Origin of the sequence: Streptomyces sp. HSW2009, from assembly GCF_040240285.1 — a bacterium.
In the GTDB taxonomy this organism is placed as follows: domain Bacteria; phylum Actinomycetota; class Actinomycetes; order Streptomycetales; family Streptomycetaceae; genus Streptomyces.
Genome location: NZ_JBEHZD010000021.1, coordinates 13,162 through 32,155, shown reverse-complemented (window position 1 = coordinate 32,155; position 18,994 = coordinate 13,162). Strand labels below are relative to the sequence as shown.

Here is an 18,994-nt window from a genome sequence, read left to right as displayed (position 1 = left end):
GTTCGTGGCGTACGGGTTCGTGGCGTACGGGTTCGTGGCGTACGGGTTCGTGGCGTACGGGTTCGTGGCGTACGGGTTCGTGGCGTACGGGTCGGCGGATCTGGCGGCGCGCCACGGACGGGGGCCCGGCGGGGCGGACCACCGGGGCGGGGCTGCCGGCGCGTCAGCTCACCTTCAGTCGCAGGATGCGGTCGTCCTGCCCCTTGGCATCGCCCCGCCCGTCCGTGTTGCTCGTGGTCACCAGCAGCGTGCCGTCGTCGGACGCCTCCACGGTGCGGAGCCGGCCGTACGTGCCGACGAAGAACTCCTGCGGAGCGGCCAGCGGCCGGGTGCCGCTCAGCGGGATGCGCCACAGCCGCTTGCCGCCGAGGCCGGCCATCCACACCGAGCCCTTGACGATCGCGATGCCGCTGGGCGACGCCTCGTCGGTCTTCCACTGCCCCACCGGATCGGTGAAGCCCTGCGCCGCGGACTCGTCGCCCTTCCCCCGGCCCTCGACCTCGGGCCAGCCGTAATTGCCGCCGGGCTTGATCTGGTTGAGCTCGTCCCAGGTGTCCTGGCCGAACTCGGTGGCCCACAGCCGCTTCGCCTTGTCCCAGGCCAGGCCCTGCACATTGCGGTGACCGGAGGAGTAGATGACCGAGTCCGGCGACGGGTTGTCCTCGGCCGGTTCCCCGTCGGGCGTCATCCGCAGGATCTTGCCGCCGAACGATTCCTCGTCCTGCGCCAGCCCGCGGTCCCCGCCCTCGCCCGTCCCCACGTACAACATCTTGTCCGGCCCGAACGCGATCCGGCCGCCGTTGTGGATGCTGGCCTTGGGGATCCCCTTGAAGACGGTGTCGGGGGCGCCCAACTGCTGCCCGGCGGGCCGCTTCTCGTCGTAGATCATGCGGGCGACGCGGTTGTCCGACTCGGTCGTGAAGTACGCGTAGAGCATGCGGTCCGCGCCGAAGGTCGGCGACAGGGCGAGCCCGAGCAGGCCGCCCTCCCCGCCGGGCGAAGCGCCGGGCACCGAGCCCAGTTCGGTCCGCTTGCCGTCCTCGGCCCCGATCCGGAAGACCTTGCCGCCATCGCGCGAGGCGACCAACAGATCGCCGCCCGGCAACTCGGCCAGCCCCCACGGCGTCTCCAGCTTCTGCGCCACCGTCGCCACCACCTTCGCGGTGCCCCGCTTGGGCGGCAGCACGGGGGAGGGCTTCCCGGACGGCCCGGTGCCGCCGGTGGAGGAGGACGACGAGGACGCGGTCGGCGCGGTCGGCGTCGGCGCGAAGGGCGAGCGGCCACCGTTGTCCGAACAGCCGGATACGAACAGCAGCGAGGCCGCGGCGAATGCGGCGGTGACACCGGTACGTCGCACGATGGCGATTCCTTCCACTGAGCACGAACAACTGGCCACGAATGACCGGGGCGAGACGTGTGGGACGGCATGCCGGGCGCAGCCCTCGTTCCTTATACACCGTGCTCCCGAAGCCACCACCAGCACACCGACCGCCCCACTCCAGGCCGCCACTGACCCTGCCCAACCCCGTCGTCACCTTGGCCGCGCTCCCTGCCCGACCCCGCCCCGTCCGCGGTCGGCTCCGTTGGCCCGGCTGGCCCCGCCCCGTCCGTGGTCGGCCCCGCCCCGCCGCGCCCCGTCCCGGCTCCGTCCACCCTGCCCCGCACTCCGTCGCCCCGTCCTACGCCTGCCGCCCCGCACCCGTCGCCCCGGCTCCGTCCACCTGGCCGTGCCGCCCTCCGTCGCCCCGTCCCCGCCCCGTACGCCCACGGGGCCGCCGTAAGCCCGCGCCCCTGATCGCCCCGCTCCGTCCGCCCCGTGTGGGTGCCACGGCCGCCGCGCCGGGCCCCGCCGAGCCGCTTTCGGCGACCAGAACCGCGCACGCACCGTGACGTACGACCGGAATCGCGCCGACAGTTCTCTACGCACAGTGATAACTGCGATATTTTTCGCGCCAATTCGCGCGGAGTTTTGTCCATAGATAAGCGAATTGTGCGCCTTGTTCCGCACGCCGTGCCGCGCCGCGCAGGCATCGTGACGGAGCGCGTCCGGCCGGCCCTACGGGGCGATCAGTCCCACGAGCCGAGCGCCGGCGGCAGCGCAGCGATCTCCGCAAGGTCCGCACCGGTCAGCCGCAGCCGCTCGGCCGCCACGTTCTCGGTGACCCAACGTTCCTTCTTGGCGCCGGGGATCGGCACCACGTGCGGCCCCCGGGTCAGCAACCAGGCCAGCGCCACCTGCGCCGGCGTCGCCCCGTGCCGCGCCGCGACCCGGCGCAGACCAGCGACGATGGGCTGGTTGGCGGCCATCATCTCGGCCGTGAACCGCGGGTGTCGGGCGCGCGCGTCGTCCGGCTCGAAGCCCTGACCCGGCGTCAGCGTGCCGGTGAGGAAACCGTTCCCCAGGGGCATGGCAGCGAGGAAGCCGACGCCCCGCGATGCACACCACGGCACGAGGGAGTCCAGCGCCTCCGGGGACCACACCGACAGCTCCGCCTCCACGCAGCTCACCGGGAAGACCTGCTGGATTCGTTCCAACTGGCGGATGGTCGCGTCGTGCAACCGGGCCGGCGTCGTGACGCTCGTACGCGCCGCCGCCCGCCGCAGCTCCCCGCGCGCCCCCACCGCGCACAGCCCCAGCGACCGCACCTTGCCCGCGGCGACCAACTCGGCCATCGCGCCCCAGGTCTCCTCGATGGGCACCTCGGGGTCGGCGCGGTGCAGCTGGTAGAGGTCGATCCGATCCGTCTGGAGCCTGCGCAGCGAGGCGTCGCAGGCCCGCTTCACATAGCCGGGGCGGCCGTTGGCCACGATGTGCTGTTCCCCCACGAGCAGCCCGCACTTGGTGGAGACGAAGGCGTCCGCCCGCCGCTCCCTGAGCACCCGGCCGATGAGCAGCTCGTTGGTGAACGGCCCGTACATGTCGGCGGTGTCCAGCAGGTTGACGCCCTGGTCGAGCGCCGTGTGCACGGTGCGCAAGGAGCCCTCGCCGCCCTGCTGGGAGCTGGTGTACGCCCAGTTCATGGGCATGCAGCCGAGCCCGATCGCACCCACCGACCGGGCCCCCACACCGATTGTTCTGCGCTCCACCTGCCCGTACCCCTCCCATTCCCGGTCCCCAACGTAACGTCTGCGGCTGGCGCCCTTCGCATAGCCTCCTGTCATGCCGATTGACGACAGTGCCCCCGCCCGCCCCGTCGTGTGGCTGCCCCTGCCACCCGAGGAGATCGACGGCCTGCCGGCCGACCTGGAGTACGCGTTCTGGGACACCGGGCAGGACTATCCGACCGACCCCGCGCGCTGCGTGTTCTACGGAGTCCCCTACATGAAGGGCGCCGAGCCCGTCGTACGCCCGCTCGCGCAGATGCGCCACGTACGGGTCGTCCAGACGCTCACGGCCGGGGTGGACCACATCGAGCCCGCGGTGCCCACGCTGCCGCCGGGCACCCGGTTGTGCAACGCACGGGGCGTCCACGACGCCAGTACGGCCGAGCTCGCGCTGACCCTCACCCTCGCTGCGCTGCGTGACGTCCCGGGCTTCGTCCGTCAGCAGGACGCCGGGCACTGGAGCACCGAATTCAAGCCAGCGCTCGCTGACCGTTCTGTGCTGATTGTCGGGTACGGTGCCATCGGGGCCGCGATCGAAGCCCGGCTCACGCCATTTGAATGTGCGCGGGTGGCGCGCGTCGCGCGCTCCGCCCGCGAGTCTGAGCGCGGCCCCGTGCATCCACTCACCGCACTGCCCCAACTGCTGCCGCAGGCAGACGTGGTGATCCTGGCGCTGCCGCTCACCCCGGCCACCCGCTCCCTGGTCAGCGGCGATTTCCTGGCGCGGATGAAGGACGGAGCACTGCTGGTGAACGTCGCCCGCGGTGCGATTGTCGACACCAAGGCGTTGCTCGCGGAGGTGGAGACGGGCCGATTGAGCGCCGCTCTCGATGTCACCGACCCGGAACCACTGCCGCCCGGGCACCCGTTGTGGCACGCTCCAGGAGTCCTCATCACCCCGCATGTGGGTGGTCCGTCCTCTGCCTTCAGGCCGCGCGCCGAACGCCTGCTCCGTGATCAACTCCACCGCTTCGTGGCGGGCGATCCCCTGCGCAACGTGGTCGTGACGGCTGGCTGAAAAACATCGAAGCACCACCCGGAATACACACTTCCGGCACACTGCGAAATCGAGTGATTGCGCAAAGTGTCGACATTGCCCCCGTCGATTACGCTGCGTAGATGGGCTATGTCCCTGAGTGACCAACCTGGTGTATCGTCCGGAACGGGGACCCACGCCACGCACCACACGGCGTGGGTGACGGACCGGAACCGAGGGGGGCGACGGGCGATGTACGGCCAATGGATGAACGACCCGACGCGGCTCACGCGTCGACCACTACACCGCCTCGCGAACCGCAGCGCGGCCGATCGCGAGCTGACGGCGGTGGCACCGTGAGCGCCTGGGCAGGGGTGCTCGCGCGTCCCAGGGCGACGGACGGTGGCGCCGGAATGATGCACCAACTCCTGCTGACCCTGTTGTGCGGCGGCTATGCCGCGGGGTCAGTACTCGGCTGGGGATCACGCGAACTCTCCACCATCATGGGGGACTTCGGGCTCTGCGCAGCGGCCCTCGCCGCCGCCATCTCCTGCTTCATCTACGCGCGCACGCGCTCGGGGCCCTCGCGCCCGGCCTGGTTCATGTTCGCCGCCTCCTCGCTGATGGCCGGCCTCGGCAACGGCGTCTGGGGCTGGTACGAGGTGGTGCTGGCGCAGCCGGTGCCCTCCGTGTCGCTCGCCGACTTCTGCTTCCTGCTCTTCGCGCCACCCGCCATCGTGGGGCTGCTGGTGCTGGCCAAGCGCCCGGTCAACCGCGCCGGTTGGCTCTGCCTGAGCCTGGACTCCTGGCTGATCGCCGGCTCGTTGCTGACCCTCTCCTGGAGCCTGGCGCTCGCCCACACCGCCCGCTTCGATGGCGAGAGCGTCGCCCGTACGGCACTCTCGCTCGCCTATCCGCTGCTGGACATCGCGCTGGTCAGCGTCGTCCTCGCGGTCCACTTCCGGCGCTCGTCGGCCAACCGGTCCGCGGTCAACACCGCGATCGGCGCACTGGCCCTGACCGTGCTCTGCGACGCGCTGTTCACCTCGCCGCTGCTGCGCCAGCAGTACAACTCCGGCCAACCGCTGGACGCCGGCTGGTTCGCCGGCTCGCTGCTGCTGGCCTACGCGCCCTGGGTCTCCAGCCGCGCCGGCCAGGAGTGGGACCGCCCGCGCCGCCCACACCCGGCCGGCCGGCCCATCGCCAACTCGCTGACCGCCCTGACGCCCTACCTGGCCGCCACCGTGTGCGTCCTCGGCATCATCTACAACGTCTTCAACGGCCGCGCCGTGGACCGCGTCGTGCTCTTCACCGGATGCACCGTCGTCCTCGCGCTGGTCGTGCGGCAGGCCATCATGCTGATGGACAACATCGCGCTCACCCAGGAGCTCGCCCAGAAGGAGAACCACTTCCGCTCCCTGGTGCAGGGGTCGAGCGACGTCATCATGATCGCCGCGCCCACCGGCATACTGCGCTACGTCAGCCCGGCGGCCGTCGGCGTCTACGGCCGCGACCCCGAGGAGCTGACCGGCTCCGAACTGGCCTCCCTCATCCACCCCGAGGACCTGGGCCCGGTCGTCCACGAGGTGCGCCGGTTCCTCGCCGCCCACCCGGGCCAGGAACCCACCACCCGCATCGAGTGCCGGTTCCGCTCGGGCAGCGGCGAGTGGCTGAACGTCGAATCCACCGTCAACCGACACCACGGCGGACTGATCCTCAACAGCCGCGACGTCACCGAACGCGTCAGGCTCCAGGCTCAGCTCCAGCACAACGCCGAGCACGACCCGCTCACCGACCTGCCCAACCGCGCCCTGTTCACCCACCGGGTGCGCCAGGCGCTCGGCGGCCGGCGGCGCACCGACCCCGGCACCGCCGTGCTCTACATCGACCTCGACGGCTTCAAGGCGGTCAACGACACCGTCGGCCACCAGGCGGGCGACGAACTGCTGGTGCAGGCCGCGCGCAGGCTCCAGGAGTCGGTGCGCTCCGGGGACATCGCCGCCCGGCTCGGCGGAGACGAGTTCGCCGCCCTGATCATGGGGGACGGCGGCCCCGACCGCGCCGCCCACGAGTATCGGGTGCACGACATCGCCGAGCGGCTGCGCATCGCCCTCTCCCGGCCCTACCGGGTCCAGGGCACGGAGGTACGGGTGGCCGCCAGCATCGGCGTCGCCTTCGCCGAGCCCGGCATCAGCCCCGGCGACCTGATGCGCAACGCCGACCTCGCGATGTACCGCGCGAAGTCCGGAGGCAAGAACCGGGTCGAGCTCTACGCCCCGCAGATGCAGGCCGACGTCACCCGCCGCGCGGAGCTGGCGACCAGGCTGCGCACCGCGCTCAAGGATGGCGAGTTCGTGCTGTTGCACCAGCCCGTCGTGGACCTGCACAGCGGCCGGATCAGCTCGGTGTCCGCACAGCCGCGCTGGCGCTCCGCGCAGGGCATCCTGTTCACCCCGGCGGAGTTCCTCCGGGTCACCGGGACCGGCCGGGGCGGCGGGCGGAGCGGCAGCGAGGACACGGTGCCCAGCGTCGAACTCAGCCGCTGGACGCTGGAGGAAGCCATCCGCCAGGCCGCACGCCGCCGCCGCGCCGGACACGGCGTCGCGGTGTCCGTACGGCTGCCGGCGAGCCAACTGGCGGACAAGGCGATCCCGCCCAAGACCATCGAGGGACTGCTCGTCGAGCACGGCCTGCCGTCCGGCAGCTTGATCATTGAATTGTCCGAAAGTGAGCCGCGGGCCTCGCTGGGCGACCTGGAACACCGCCTCATGGCGCTGCGCCGGCTGGGTGTGCGCATCGCCCTGGACGGGTTCGGCAGCGGATACGCGGCGATCAACGCCCTGCGCAAGCTCCCCATCGACCTGGTCAAACTCGATCGCGCCCTGGTCGAAGGGGTACTGGAGTCGGCCAGGCTCTACAAGATCACCGCCGGTCTGCTGCGCATCGCCCACGATCTGGGCACCCAGGCCATGGCGGAGGGCGTGGATCTGCCCGAGCAGTTGGCCGCCCTGCGCGCCATGGGCTGCACCCACGGCCAGGGCACCGTCTTCTGCGGCCCGCTGGACGAGCAGCGGCTCCGTCGCGCGCTGGCCGTGGGTGACTACCCGCTGCCGCGCCCGGAGCCCCGTCTCACGGCGCGTACCGAGGTTCTGGCCGATCTACGGGCCCCCGAGCAGCGCACCGAACCCCCCGCGTTCGCCGGCGGGGCAGTGCCCGTACGGCACAGCGGATCGCACGGGACGCGGCGGCACGAGCCACTGGCACATACGCCATTGCGTTCAAATAATGAGACGCCCGTCCCACCCACTTGACACTTGCTAGGCGACGGGGGGAGGGTCAAGCCATGCGCACCCGAATTCTCGTACTTGGACAGCGCGTCGGCTGAGCAGGGCCCAGAGAAAGGCCCTGCGGACCTCCTCCCGACGCGCTCCCCTCGATTGCCTCACGGCACGAGGGGTTTTTTGTTGCATTGACGCACTCCCCACCCCCGCACAACCTCATCTTCGAGAAGAGAATGCCGATGACCGAGCAGGCCACCGGGGCCCCCCATCCCCAGCCGCGGGCCCGAAATGGCGGGCAGCGACCCGTCACCACCGAGAACGTCACGGGCGCGCAATCCCTCATTCGTTCGCTTGAGGAGGTCGGCGCCGACGTAGTCTTCGGAATTCCGGGTGGGGCGATCCTGCCCGCCTATGACCCCATGATGGATTCCTCCCGGGTGCGCCATGTGCTGGTGCGTCACGAGCAGGGTGCGGGGCATGCCGCGACGGGTTATGCGCAGGCGACCGGAAAGGTCGGCGTCTGCATTGCCACTTCCGGTCCCGGCGCCACCAATTTGGTCACCCCCATCGCCGATGCGCACATGGACTCGGTGCCGCTGGTCGCCATCACGGGACAGGTCGCATCCCAAGCCATCGGTACGGACGCCTTTCAAGAGGCGGACATCTGTGGCATCACCATGCCCATCACCAAGCACAACTGGCTCGTGACGAACGCGGACGACATTCCGCGGACGATCGCTGAGGCATTCCACGTGGCCTCCACCGGCCGGCCGGGGCCGGTCCTGGTGGACATCGCCAAGGACGCGTTGCAGGCCCGTACCCGCTTCTCCTGGCCGCCGCAGACCGAGTTGCCCGGGTACCGCCCGGTGACCAAGCCGCACGCCAAGCAGATCCGGGAGGCGGCGCGGCTGATCACGCAGGCGCGGCGTCCGGTGTTGTACGTGGGGGGTGGGGTGCTCAAGGCGCGGGCCAGTGCGGAGTTGCGGGTGCTGGCGGAGTTGACGGGGGCGCCGGTGACGACGACGTTGATGGCGCTGGGTGCGTTTCCCGATGGGCATCGGCAGCATCTGGGGATGCCGGGGATGCACGGCACGGTGGCGGCGGTGACGGCGTTGCAGAAGGCCGATCTGATCGTGGCGCTCGGGGCACGGTTCGATGATCGGGTGACGGGTCGGTTGGATTCCTTCGCGCCGTTGGCGAAGGTGGTGCATGCGGATATCGATCCGGCGGAGATCGGAAAGAATCGGTTGGCCGATGTGCCGATCGTGGGGGATGCGCGGGAGGTCATCGCGGATTTGGTGGCTGCGGTGCAGGCCGAGCACGCTGAGGGTCAGGTGAATGACCTGAGTGCGTGGTGGGCTGATCTGGAGCGGTGGCGTTCGACGTATCCGCTCGGTTATGACCTGCCGGCGGATGGGAGTCTGTCGCCGCAGCAGGTGATTGAGCGGGTGGGGCAGTTGGCGCCTGTGGGTACGGTGTTCGCGGCGGGTGTGGGGCAGCATCAGATGTGGGCGTCGCATTTCCTGAACTTCGAGGAGCCGGCGACCTGGTTGAATTCCGGTGGGGCCGGCACGATGGGTTATGCGGTGCCGGCGGCGATGGGTGCGAAGGCCGGGCGCCCGGAGCGTACGGTGTGGGCCATCGATGGTGATGGTTGTTTCCAGATGACCAACCAGGAACTGGTCACCTGCGCGTTGAACGACATTCCCATCAAGGTCGCCATCATCAACAACGGCGCCCTCGGCATGGTCCGCCAATGGCAGACCCTCTTCTACAACCAGCGGTATTCGCACACCACGCTGCATTCCAGTGCCGATGGCGCGTCGGCTGATGTGGAAAGGCCGGCCGGCACCCGGGTCCCGGACTTCGTGAAACTGGCCGAGGCGATGGGCTGCGTCGGATTGCGGTGCGAGGACCCGGCGCAACTCGATGCCGTCATCGAGAAGGCCAATTCCATCAACGACCGGCCCGTGGTGGTGGACTTCATCGTCCACCAGGACGCCATGGTCTGGCCGATGGTCGCCGCCGGTACCTCCAACGACGAGGTCATGGCCGCCCGCGGGGTCCGCCCCGACTTCGGCGACAGCGCAGACGACTGAGCCCCGCCCCACGCCCCGAGCACAAGCCGAGAAGAGAGAACCGAGCCCCCATGTCCAAGCACACGCTCTCCGTTCTGGTGGAAAACACCCCCGGCATCCTCGCTCGGATCGCCGCCCTGTTCTCGCGCCGCGGCTTCAACATCGACTCCCTCGCGGTGGGCGTCACCGAGCACCCCGACATCTCCCGCATCACCATCGTGGTCAACGTCGAGGAACTGCCGCTCGAACAGGTCACCAAGCAGCTCAACAAGCTCGTCAACGTGCTGAAGATCGTTGAGCTGGAGGACAGTTCGGCCATCCACCGCGAACTCGTCCTGGTGAAGGTCAGGGCCGACAACGAGACCCGCTCCCAGGTGGTGGAGATCGTCCAGCTCTTCCGCGCGAAGACGGTGGACGTCTCCCCGGAGGCCGTCACCATCGAGGCCACCGGGCGCAGCGACAAGTTGGAGGCCATGTTGAAGATGTTGGAGCCGTTCGGCATCAAGGAGTTGGTGCAGTCCGGCACCATTGCCATCGGACGGGGGGCGCGCTCCATCACCGACCGGAGCCTGCGCCCCCTCGACCGCTCCGCATAGCCGCACGGCTGAGCAAGGGCCGAGTAAGCCGCACAGTCGCATAGCCGAACGGCCGCACAGCCGAACAGTTGACGTCCGCCCGTACCCCCGGGCACCGCAGCGCCGCCGCCCACCCGCGCACCACGGCGCTGCACCCCGCACCACGGCGCAGCCATCACGCGCCACCGCGCCGCACGCGCCGCGCCGTACGCCACCCGTACGCGCCCCGCGGGCGCCCTGCCCGGCCGACCGCACCCGCCCCACCCGGCGGGTTCCGGCCGCGGCGCGGGACCGGATGGCGAGACCTGAAAACCTTCCCCCGCCCAGCCGTCATACGGTGGGCCGCACCACCCGAAACGCTAGGAGATACCCGAAGTGGCCGAGCTGTTCTACGACGACGATGCCGACCTGTCCATCATCCAGGGCCGCAAGGTCGCGGTTCTCGGCTACGGCAGCCAGGGCCACGCCCACGCGCTGTCGCTGCGCGACTCGGGCGTGGACGTCCGCGTCGGCCTGCACGAGGGTTCGGCGTCCAAGGCCAAGGCCGAGGAGCAGGGGCTGCGCGTGACCACCCCGGCCGAGGCCGCCGCCGAAGCCGACGTGATCATGATGCTGGTCCCGGACCCGATCCAGGCCAAGGTCTACGAGGAGTCCGTCAAGGACAACCTCAACCAGGGCGACGCGCTCTTCTTCGGGCACGGCCTGAACATCCGGTACGGCTTCATCAAGCCGCCGGCCGGTGTGGACGTCGCCATGGTCGCCCCGAAGGGCCCGGGCCACCTGGTCCGCCGCCAGTACGAGGAGGGGCGCGGCGTGCCGTGTATCGCGGCCGTCGAGCAGGACGCCACGGGCGGCGGCTTCGCCCTGGCCCTCTCGTACGCGAAGGCCATCGGCGGCACCCGGGCCGGCGTCATCAAGACGACCTTCACCGAGGAGACCGAGACCGACCTCTTCGGCGAGCAGGCCGTGCTGTGCGGCGGTACCACCGCGCTGGTCAAGGCGGGCTTCGAGACCCTGGTGGAGGCCGGCTACCAGCCGGAGATCGCCTACTTCGAGTGCCTGCACGAGCTCAAGCTCATCGTGGACCTGATGTACGAGGGCGGCCTGGAGAAGATGCGCTGGTCGGTCTCCGAGACCGCCGAGTGGGGCGACTACGTCACGGGCCCGCGCATCGTCAACGACGCCACCAAGGCGGAGATGAAGAAGGTGCTCGGGGAGATCCAGGACGGCACGTTCGCCAAGAACTGGATGGCCGAGTACCACGCGGGTCTGCCGAAGTACAACGAGTACAAGAAGGCCGACCAGGACCACCTCCTGGAGACCACGGGCCGCGACCTGCGCAAGCTCATGAGCTGGGTCGACGACAACGAGTAAGCACGGGTGAGCCCGGGGCGGGCGGGCGGGCGCGGTCGGCATCGGCCGGTGGCGCCGGACCGCCCCGGGCAGCACTGCGCCGGACCGCCCCGGGCGCCCCGCCCGGCCGGCTCCGGCCACCCGTAGATGCATCCGGCCACTCGCAGGCGCGTTCGGTCGGCCGCGCGCCCGTGGCGCGGTGCCGTGCATCATTCGCGTCACAGCCGCACGGCACCACCCCGCGGCTGTGACTCGTACGGGGCGCGGTGGCGCTGCGCCCACGCGTCGCGGGAAGCGGACCGCGAACGGCCGGTGACGGCTGCCGACGGACGCCCGCGACTGCCGCCGGAGCCCTGCGGACCCGAGTCGAGCCCCGGCCCACAAGACCCCGAGCAGCATCCGCCGATACCGCTCTGACCTGCTGTAACGCACCTTCCGGGGCGGCTGCGCGGCGACCGCTGCGGGGCGTGCCGGCCACAACCGGGTGATGTTGCGTGACAGCGCAAGACTCCGGCTCGTACGCCACTACACTGCTTGCACAAGCGCGTCAGGCTCACAGCGTCGTGCGTCTTCCACGCGGCTGACCCCTTCACCGCCTGCGGCCGTCGGGACGGCCGTCCGCAAAGGACTAGTGAGGACTGAGGACCACGTGAGCACTGCTACGTCCAGCAAACCTGTCGTACTCATCGCTGAAGAACTCTCGCCGGCCACCGTCGACGCCCTCGGCCCCGACTTCGAGATCCGGCACTGCAACGGTGCGGACCGGGCCGAGCTGCTGCCCGCCATCGCCGACGTGGACGCCATCCTCGTGCGCAGCGCCACCAAGGTGGACGCCGAGGCGATCGGCGTGGCGCGCAAGCTGAAGGTCGTCGCCCGCGCCGGCGTGGGCCTGGACAACGTTGACGTCGCCGCCGCCACCAAGGCGGGCGTGATGGTCGTGAACGCGCCGACCTCCAACATCGTGACCGCCGCCGAACTCGCCTGCGGCCTCATCGTCGCCACCGCGCGCAACATCCCGCAGGCCAACACGGCGCTGAAGAACGGCGAGTGGAAGCGGAGCAAGTACACCGGCGTCGAGCTGAGCGAGAAGACGCTGGGCGTGGTCGGTCTCGGCCGCATCGGGGTGCTGGTCGCCCAGCGGATGTCCGCCTTCGGCATGAAGATCGTCGCGTACGACCCGTACGTGCAGCCCGCCCGGGCGGCGCAGATGGGCGTCAAGCTGCTGACGCTGGACGAGCTGCTCGCGGTCTCCGACTTCATCACGGTGCACCTGCCCAAGACGCCCGAGACGCTGGGGCTGATCGGCGACGACGCGCTGCACAAGGTCAAGCCCGAGGTGCGGATCGTCAACGCCGCCCGGGGCGGGATCGTCGACGAGGAGGCGCTCGCCGCGGCGCTCAAGGAGGGCCGGGTCGCCGGCGCCGGCCTGGACGTGTACGCCACGGAGCCGTGCACCGACTCGCCGCTGTTCGCGTTCGACCAGGTCGTCGCCACCCCGCACCTGGGGGCTTCGACGGGCGAGGCGCAGGAGAAGGCGGGCATCGCGGTCGCCAAGTCGGTGCGGCTCGCGCTCGCCGGCGAACTGGTGCCGGACGCCGTCAACGTGCAGGGCGGCGTCATCGCCGAGGACGTGCGCCCCGGGCTGCCGTTGGCCGAGAAGCTCGGCCGGATCTTCACGGCGCTGGCCGGCGAGGTCGCGGTCCGTCTCGATGTGGAGGTCTACGGCGAGATCACCCAGCACGACGTGAAGGTGCTCGAACTCTCCGCGCTCAAGGGCGTGTTCGAGGACGTGGTGGCCGAGACCGTGTCGTACGTGAACGCGCCGCTGTTCGCGCAGGAGCGCGGCGTCGAGGTGCGGCTGACGACGAGTTCCGAGTCGCCCGAGCACCGGAACGTGGTGACGGTGCGCGGCACCCTCGCCGACGGCCAGGAGGTCTCCATCTCGGGCACGCTGGCCGGCCCGAAGCACCAGCAGAAGATCGTCGCGGTCGGCGACCACGACGTGGATCTGGCGCTCGCCGCCCACATGGCGTTCCTGCGGTACGGGGACCGGCCCGGCGTGGTCGGCACCGTCGGCCGGGTGCTGGGCGAGGCCGGCATCAACATCGCCGGCATGCAGGTGTCGCGTTCGACGGCGGGCGGCGAAGCGCTCGTCGCGCTGACCGTGGACGACTCGGTTCCGGCGGCCGTGATGACCGAGATCGCGGTGGAGATCGGTGCGACCTCCGCCCGTGCGGTGAACCTCACGGACTGAGCCGGGCGCCCGCCCCCCCCCCCCCCCCCCCCGCGGCCGCCCCCCCCGCGGGGGGGGCCACACCCTGGACGGATGGAGACCAGTGCACCAGCAGGTGGGGACGGGGAGCCGCGGCCGGTGGGCCGACGGCGACGGGCGGCGCGGCCGGTATCCGGCGGCTGCGGCCCGGGTACCGATCGGCAGCGCCTTCGGGCTCGTCTGAGGGGAGTGCGCCGTGCGCCGCGGGGAGAGGGTTGGCAAGTACAAGCTCACAGACGGGCCCGTCGAGGGAGGCCAGGGTGCCGTCTGGTTCGCCTTCGACACCGAACTGGGCCGCAACGTCGTCCTCAAACACGCCAGGCCGGAGAGTGACGACAGCGGCTCCTTCGATGAACTGCTGCGCGAGGCAAGGGCGTTGGCGAGGTTCAGCCACCCGCACGTGGTGACCCTCTACGACGTCATCCGTACGAACAAGAACAAGCGGGCCACCCTGTGGCTGGTGATGGAACACGTGACGGGCGGCAGCCTGGACATCGCGGTGAAGCTGACGCAGCCGCACACCGCCGGCATCGGCGCCCAGATCGCCGACGCACTGGCCGCGCTGCACGCCTCTGGCCTGGTGCACTGCGACGTCAAGCCCGGCAACATCGTGATCACCAAGAACCACGTGGCCAAGCTGGCCGACTTCGGCGCCGCACACCGGATGGACTCCAGCGCGACGATCACCCCCAACGGGCCGATCAGCCTGACGCCCTCCTACGCGGCGCCCGAGGCGTTCCGGGGCGCGCCCGAGGCGGCGTCCGACGTGTTCTCGCTCGGCGCCACCCTGTACAGCCTGGCCACCGGGACGCCACCGCTGCGCACCGCGACCCAGGCGGTGCGGCTCGACGCCGTCGCTTCGACCAGCGGGACACTCGGCCCGCTGCTCACCGCCATGATGCAGACCGATCCGCGGGCCAGGCCCACGGCGGACTTCGTGCACCGGGCGCTGGCCGACCTCGCCGGCGAGGCGGGCAGCCTGGCCACCCTGCCGCTCAAGCGGATCACCGTCTCCTATCCGACGCCCCTGCCACCCAGCGCCGCCCCGACCATCCGGGAGCAGGTGACCACCTTCGTCAACGGCAACCGGCTGCTGACGGCCGGTGTCGCCACCGTCGCCGCGCTGGCCGTCGCCACCCCGCTGGTGCTGCTGAACCTGTCCGACGACGGGGAGCCAGCAGGCCGCAGCGGCCCCGCCGCGAGCAAACCGAACCGCTCCGCCCCGGCCTTCCTCGGCGAGCAGAAGACAGCCGACCCCTGCTCCCTGGTGCAAGCCAAGGGCTTCCCCGCGTACGACAGCGCCGAACCCGACCAGTACCAGGGCAACTTCAACCGCTGCGACGTGCTGCTCCAGGTCGACAAGGAGGACGTGGTCGACGTACGGGTCGAGCTCGATGACGACGACCTGCCGGAGGGGACGAAGCAGCGTACGGACGGCCGGGTGACGATCGCCGAGCCGGAGCCCGAGAGCGACGAGTGCGTACGGGCCATGACGGTGACCGGTGTGAGTGGTACCAGCCTGCGGGTCACCGCGGCGGCACGTAAGCCCAAGAAGCTCCGGCAGGATCTGTGCGACACCGCCGACATCGCCACGGCCTACACCGTCTCGCGGCTCAACGAGGGCGGTCAGGTCAAGCGGCGCGGAGGCGTCTTCCCACAGAACTCGCTGGCACACAAGGACGCCTGCACCATGCTGGACATGTCGGCGCTGGCCAAGGTGTCCGGCATTGACGCCCAGGACCCCAAGGCCGGCTACGGGCAGTGGAGCTGCCAGTGGGAGTCCACGGTCACCAATCTGGAGATCGACCTACAGTTCCAGCAGGGCGGGATGCCGCAGAACAAGAAAACCACGCGCACCAAGCTCGGGGGCCGCGCGGCCGTGGTGCAGCCAGAGAGCCGGGGCCCGGGCAGTTGCCGGGTGGAGGTGGTCAACCGCATCTACCTCGGGCCGGGGCGCGAGCACGGCACCGAGCGGGTGGCGGTCGTCGTCCACGGCACGGAAGCGACTGGCCAAGCCTGCGAAGTGGCCAAGGACCTGGCGACCTCGGCGGTGCAGTTCCTTCCGGGGCCGGTGCAGGAGAAGTGAGGCCGCGGCGGCGGGGCACCCGTGCTCCTGCCGCCGGCCCGCCGTGCCGCGCCGGCCAAGCCACGAGGTGGCCCGGCGCCGCCCCACGCCCGCACCCCACACCCCCGACTGCCTACCCTGAAGGTGTGTCCGCTTCCGTACTGTGTCCCGTCGCCGTCCTGGTGCTCGACGGGGCGAAGCCGCTCGACGTCGGGATTCCGGCCCAGGTGTTCACCACCCGTGCGAGCATGCCGTACGAGGTGCGGCTGTGTGGTGCGGCGCCCGGTCTGGTCAATGGCGGGGACGGCCTCTCGTATGCGCTCGCCCATGGGCTTGAGGCGCTGACCTGGGCAGACATCGTCTTCATCCCCGGGTATCGGTTTCCCGACCGGGAGGACCCGCCGCCGGTGGTGGTGGAGGCGCTGATCGCGGCGCACGCGCGGGGTGCGCGGCTGGCTGCGATCTCCACGGGGGCCTTCGCGCTGGCGGCCACCGGCCTGCTGGACGGCAAGCGGGCCACCACCCACTGGCACTACACCCGGGCGCTGGCCGCGAAGCACCCGCGCATCGAGGTGGACGAGAACGTGCTGTTCGTCGACGAGGGTGACGTGCTGACCTCGGCCGGGGCCGCCTCGGGGATCGACCTGTGCCTGCACGTGGTCCGCGGTGACCTGGGGGTGGCCGCGTCCAACCATGCGGCGCGCCGGCTGGTGGCGGCCCCGTACCGCAGCGGCGGTCAGGCGCAGTACGTGCCGCGCAGCGTGCCCGAGCCGCTCGGGGAGCGGTTCGCCAGCACCAGGGAGTGGGCCCTGCGCCGGCTCGACCAGCCGCTGACACTGGCGGCGCTGGCCCGGCACGCGGCGGTTTCGGCGCGCACCTTCTCGCGGCGCTTCGTCGAGGACACCGGGTACACACCCATGCAGTGGGTGATGCGTGCCCGGATCGACAGGGCCCGGGAGCTGTTGGAGCGCTCGGGGCTGAGCATCGAGCAGATCGCCAACGATGTCGGCCTGGGCACCGGGGCCAATCTGCGCCTGCACTTCCAGCGCATCCTGGGCACCACACCGAGCGAGTACCGGCGCACCTTCACCAAGGGTGGGTAGCGGGCTCGGGCCCGGCGTGGGTGATCGTACGGGTCGGGGCCGGGCCCCGTCGGTGGCGGGCGGACACCCCGCGTGGGCGACCACCCAGCGTGAGCGGCAACGTGGGCCGCCACCCAGCGCGGACAGCCACCCGTCACACCCCGTTGTTGACCCGACGACGCCCGTTGGCACCGGCCAGACACCCGCCGGAGGCCGGCACCCGTCCGCTGGGCCGCAGGCAGACACCCATTGGCGTGATCCTTGCGAACCATGGCGCTCCCGCCACGGCCATCTGGGTCCGTGGCGCGCCAGGCTGGGTGGCGGAGCGAGTGGAGCGAAAGGACACCTCTCATGACGCGCATCGCCATCAACGGATTCGGCCGCATCGGACGCAACACCCTGCGGGCGCTGCTGGAACGCGGCAGCGACCTCGAAGTGGTCGCCATCAACGACCTGACGGAGCCCGCCACCCTGGCCCGGCTGCTCGCCTACGACACCACCGCCGGTCGGCTCGGCCGCCCGGTGACCGTCGACGGCGACACCCTGGTCGTCGACGGCCGGCGCATCCAGGTGCTCGCCGAGCGCGCGCCGGCCAACCTGCCCTGGGCCGACCTGCGCGTCGATGTCGTCCTTGAGGCCACCGGCCGCTTCACCTCGGCTGACGCCGCCCGCGCCCCCCTCACCGCAGGGGCGAAGAAGGTGCTGGTCAGCGCGCCGTCGGCCGGTGCGGACGTCACCTTGGCGTACGGCGTGAACACCGAGGTCTACGACCCGGCGCAGCACACCATCGTCTCGAACGCCTCGTGCACCACCAATGCGCTGGCCCCGCTGGCCGCCGTGCTGAACGACCTGGCCGGCATCGAGCACGGCTTCATGACGACCGTGCACGCCTACACCCAGGAACAGAACCTCCAGGACGGGCCGCACCGCGACGCCCGCCGGGCGCGCGCCGCCGCCGTCAACATCGTGCCGACCACCACGGGCGCCGCCAAGGCGATCGGTCTGGTGCTGCCGCAGCTCGACGGCAAGCTGTCCGGCGACTCGATCCGGGTTCCGGTGCCGGTCGGCTCGATCGTCGAGCTGAACACCGTGGTCAGCCGCGACGTGAGCCGGGAAGAGGTGCTGGCCGCGTACCGGGCGGCGGCCGACGGGCCGCTCGCCGGCATCCTGGAGTACTCCGACGACCCGCTGGTCTCGGCCGACATCACCGGCAACCCGGCCTCCTCGATCTTCGACGCCGAGTTGACCCGGGTGGACGGCCGGCACATCAAGGTGGTCGCCTGGTACGACAACGAGTGGGGCTTCTCCAACCGGGTGATCGACACCCTGGAACTGCTCGCCGCACGCTGAGCCACCCACGGGCGCAGGGTGCTCCCCTGCGCCCGTGTCTGTTCCTGTGCCTGTCGTCTGCCTGTCGTCCAGGCCGGTGCCCGCGCCCTCGCGTCCGTGGCCGGGCCAGTGGTGGGGCTCGGTCCCGCCCGGCCCGGCAGTACGTCGCGGGTGAGAGGGGTGGCGGTGGGTCCGCCCGTACAATTTGGTCCCGAACGACCGGGCGGGCCAGCAGACCGTTCGGCGGCACAGGCAGCGCAGGCGACGCAGGGAGCACTCTTGCCCGGGCAGCGATCCATCACAGAGGCCGAGCGGCTCGCGGAGGCCAAGCTGGGCGGCATTCCGCTGCGGCGGGAGCAGATGGCGGCCGTGGCCAACATCCACCGGGCCGCCGCCACCGTGCGCCACCACCTGGAGAACTCCGTACTGCGCGACGCCGACCTGACCTGGACCGCGTTCGTCGTGCTGTGGGTGGTGTGGGTGGGTGGCGAGTCGGAGACCCGGCACGTCGCGGAGGAGGCGGGTGTGTCGAAGGGGACGCTCACCGGAGTCGCCCGCACCCTGGAGTCGCGCGGGTTGCTGCACCGGGCCGACCACCCCAGTGACGGCCGGCTGGTGCTGTTGCGCCTCACCGAGCAGGGTGAGGAGTTCATGGGCCGGGTGTTTCCCGAGTTCAACGCGGAAGAGGCGTTCGTGACCTCGCAGTTGAGCGACGAGGAGTGCCGCAGCCTCGCGGACGGACTGCGGCGCGTCGTCCTCCAGGTGGAGCAGCACGGCGAGGAACGCCGCAGGTCGCTGCTGAACGGCGCGGAGCCGGCCCCGCGCCGCAGCGGCCGCCGCGCGAAGGGCTGACCCCACCGCCACACACCCACGACCAC

At 70.9% G+C, this 18,994-nt stretch carries 12 protein-coding genes; 10 read left to right on the top strand and 2 right to left on the bottom strand.

What is annotated here, in order from left to right; all coding sequences use genetic code 11:
* Window positions 1-163 precede the first annotated feature (163 nt).
* Both AAHZ94_RS03095 and AAHZ94_RS03090 read right to left on the bottom strand, forming a co-directional pair.
* Window positions 164-1,357 carry a PQQ-dependent sugar dehydrogenase gene (locus tag AAHZ94_RS03095; protein ID WP_349990283.1) on the bottom strand — a complete coding sequence of 398 codons (1,194 nt, stop codon included), beginning with the start codon at window positions 1,355-1,357 and terminating at the stop codon, window positions 164-166.
* A 710-nt stretch (window positions 1,358-2,067) separates the two neighbouring features.
* A complete protein-coding gene (locus tag AAHZ94_RS03090) occupies window positions 2,068-3,087 on the bottom strand; it encodes an aldo/keto reductase (protein WP_349990282.1) in 1,020 nt (339 codons plus the stop codon).
* 73 nt (window positions 3,088-3,160) lie between these two features.
* Between AAHZ94_RS03090 and AAHZ94_RS03085 the strand changes: the two genes are divergently transcribed.
* From AAHZ94_RS03085 to AAHZ94_RS03040, 10 genes are all read left to right on the top strand, one after another.
* Window positions 3,161-4,123, top strand: a complete 963-nt coding sequence (locus tag AAHZ94_RS03085; RefSeq protein WP_349990280.1) for a 2-hydroxyacid dehydrogenase — start codon at window positions 3,161-3,163, stop codon at window positions 4,121-4,123.
* A 374-nt stretch (window positions 4,124-4,497) separates the two neighbouring features.
* On the top strand, window positions 4,498-7,392 hold the full coding sequence (locus AAHZ94_RS03080) for a putative bifunctional diguanylate cyclase/phosphodiesterase (RefSeq protein WP_349990288.1): 2,895 nt from the start codon (window positions 4,498-4,500) through the stop codon (window positions 7,390-7,392).
* A 203-nt stretch (window positions 7,393-7,595) separates the two neighbouring features.
* Window positions 7,596-9,461, top strand: a complete 1,866-nt coding sequence (locus AAHZ94_RS03075) for an acetolactate synthase large subunit (protein WP_349990279.1) — start codon at window positions 7,596-7,598, stop codon at window positions 9,459-9,461.
* 50 nt (window positions 9,462-9,511) lie between these two features.
* A complete protein-coding gene (gene ilvN, locus AAHZ94_RS03070; RefSeq protein WP_349990277.1) occupies window positions 9,512-10,036 on the top strand; it encodes an acetolactate synthase small subunit in 525 nt (174 codons plus the stop codon).
* 354 nt (window positions 10,037-10,390) lie between these two features.
* Window positions 10,391-11,389, top strand: a complete 999-nt coding sequence (gene ilvC, locus AAHZ94_RS03065; protein WP_349990275.1) for a ketol-acid reductoisomerase — start codon at window positions 10,391-10,393, stop codon at window positions 11,387-11,389.
* 628 nt (window positions 11,390-12,017) lie between these two features.
* Entirely contained in the window at window positions 12,018-13,622 is a 1,605-nt protein-coding gene (serA, locus tag AAHZ94_RS03060) for a phosphoglycerate dehydrogenase (protein WP_349990273.1), read from the top strand.
* A gap of 214 nt (window positions 13,623-13,836) precedes the next feature.
* The gene (locus tag AAHZ94_RS03055) at window positions 13,837-15,726 is read left to right on the top strand and encodes a serine/threonine-protein kinase (protein ID WP_349990271.1); all 1,890 of its coding nucleotides are present in this window, start codon (window positions 13,837-13,839) and stop codon (window positions 15,724-15,726) included.
* A gap of 125 nt (window positions 15,727-15,851) precedes the next feature.
* Window positions 15,852-16,808: a GlxA family transcriptional regulator gene (locus tag AAHZ94_RS03050; protein WP_349990270.1), complete on the top strand. Its 957-nt coding sequence runs from the start codon at window positions 15,852-15,854 to the stop codon at window positions 16,806-16,808.
* 330 nt (window positions 16,809-17,138) lie between these two features.
* Window positions 17,139-18,137, top strand: a complete 999-nt coding sequence (gap, locus tag AAHZ94_RS03045) for a type I glyceraldehyde-3-phosphate dehydrogenase (RefSeq protein WP_349990268.1) — start codon at window positions 17,139-17,141, stop codon at window positions 18,135-18,137.
* A gap of 258 nt (window positions 18,138-18,395) precedes the next feature.
* Window positions 18,396-18,968 (top strand): MarR family winged helix-turn-helix transcriptional regulator, encoded by a 573-nt coding sequence (locus AAHZ94_RS03040; RefSeq protein WP_349990266.1) that lies wholly within the window; start codon window positions 18,396-18,398, stop codon window positions 18,966-18,968.
* Window positions 18,969-18,994 lie beyond the last annotated feature (26 nt).

Coding starts and splice junctions, on each gene's coding strand:
- ilvN (WP_349990277.1), top strand. CDS start 9,512: ATGTCCAAGCACACGCTCTCCGTTCTGGTGGAAAACACCCCCGGCATC.
- AAHZ94_RS03080 (WP_349990288.1), top strand. CDS start 4,498: ATGCACCAACTCCTGCTGACCCTGTTGTGCGGCGGCTATGCCGCGGGG.
- AAHZ94_RS03075 (WP_349990279.1), top strand. CDS start 7,596: ATGCCGATGACCGAGCAGGCCACCGGGGCCCCCCATCCCCAGCCGCGG.
- AAHZ94_RS03085 (WP_349990280.1), top strand. CDS start 3,161: ATGCCGATTGACGACAGTGCCCCCGCCCGCCCCGTCGTGTGGCTGCCC.
- gap (WP_349990268.1), top strand. CDS start 17,139: ATGACGCGCATCGCCATCAACGGATTCGGCCGCATCGGACGCAACACC.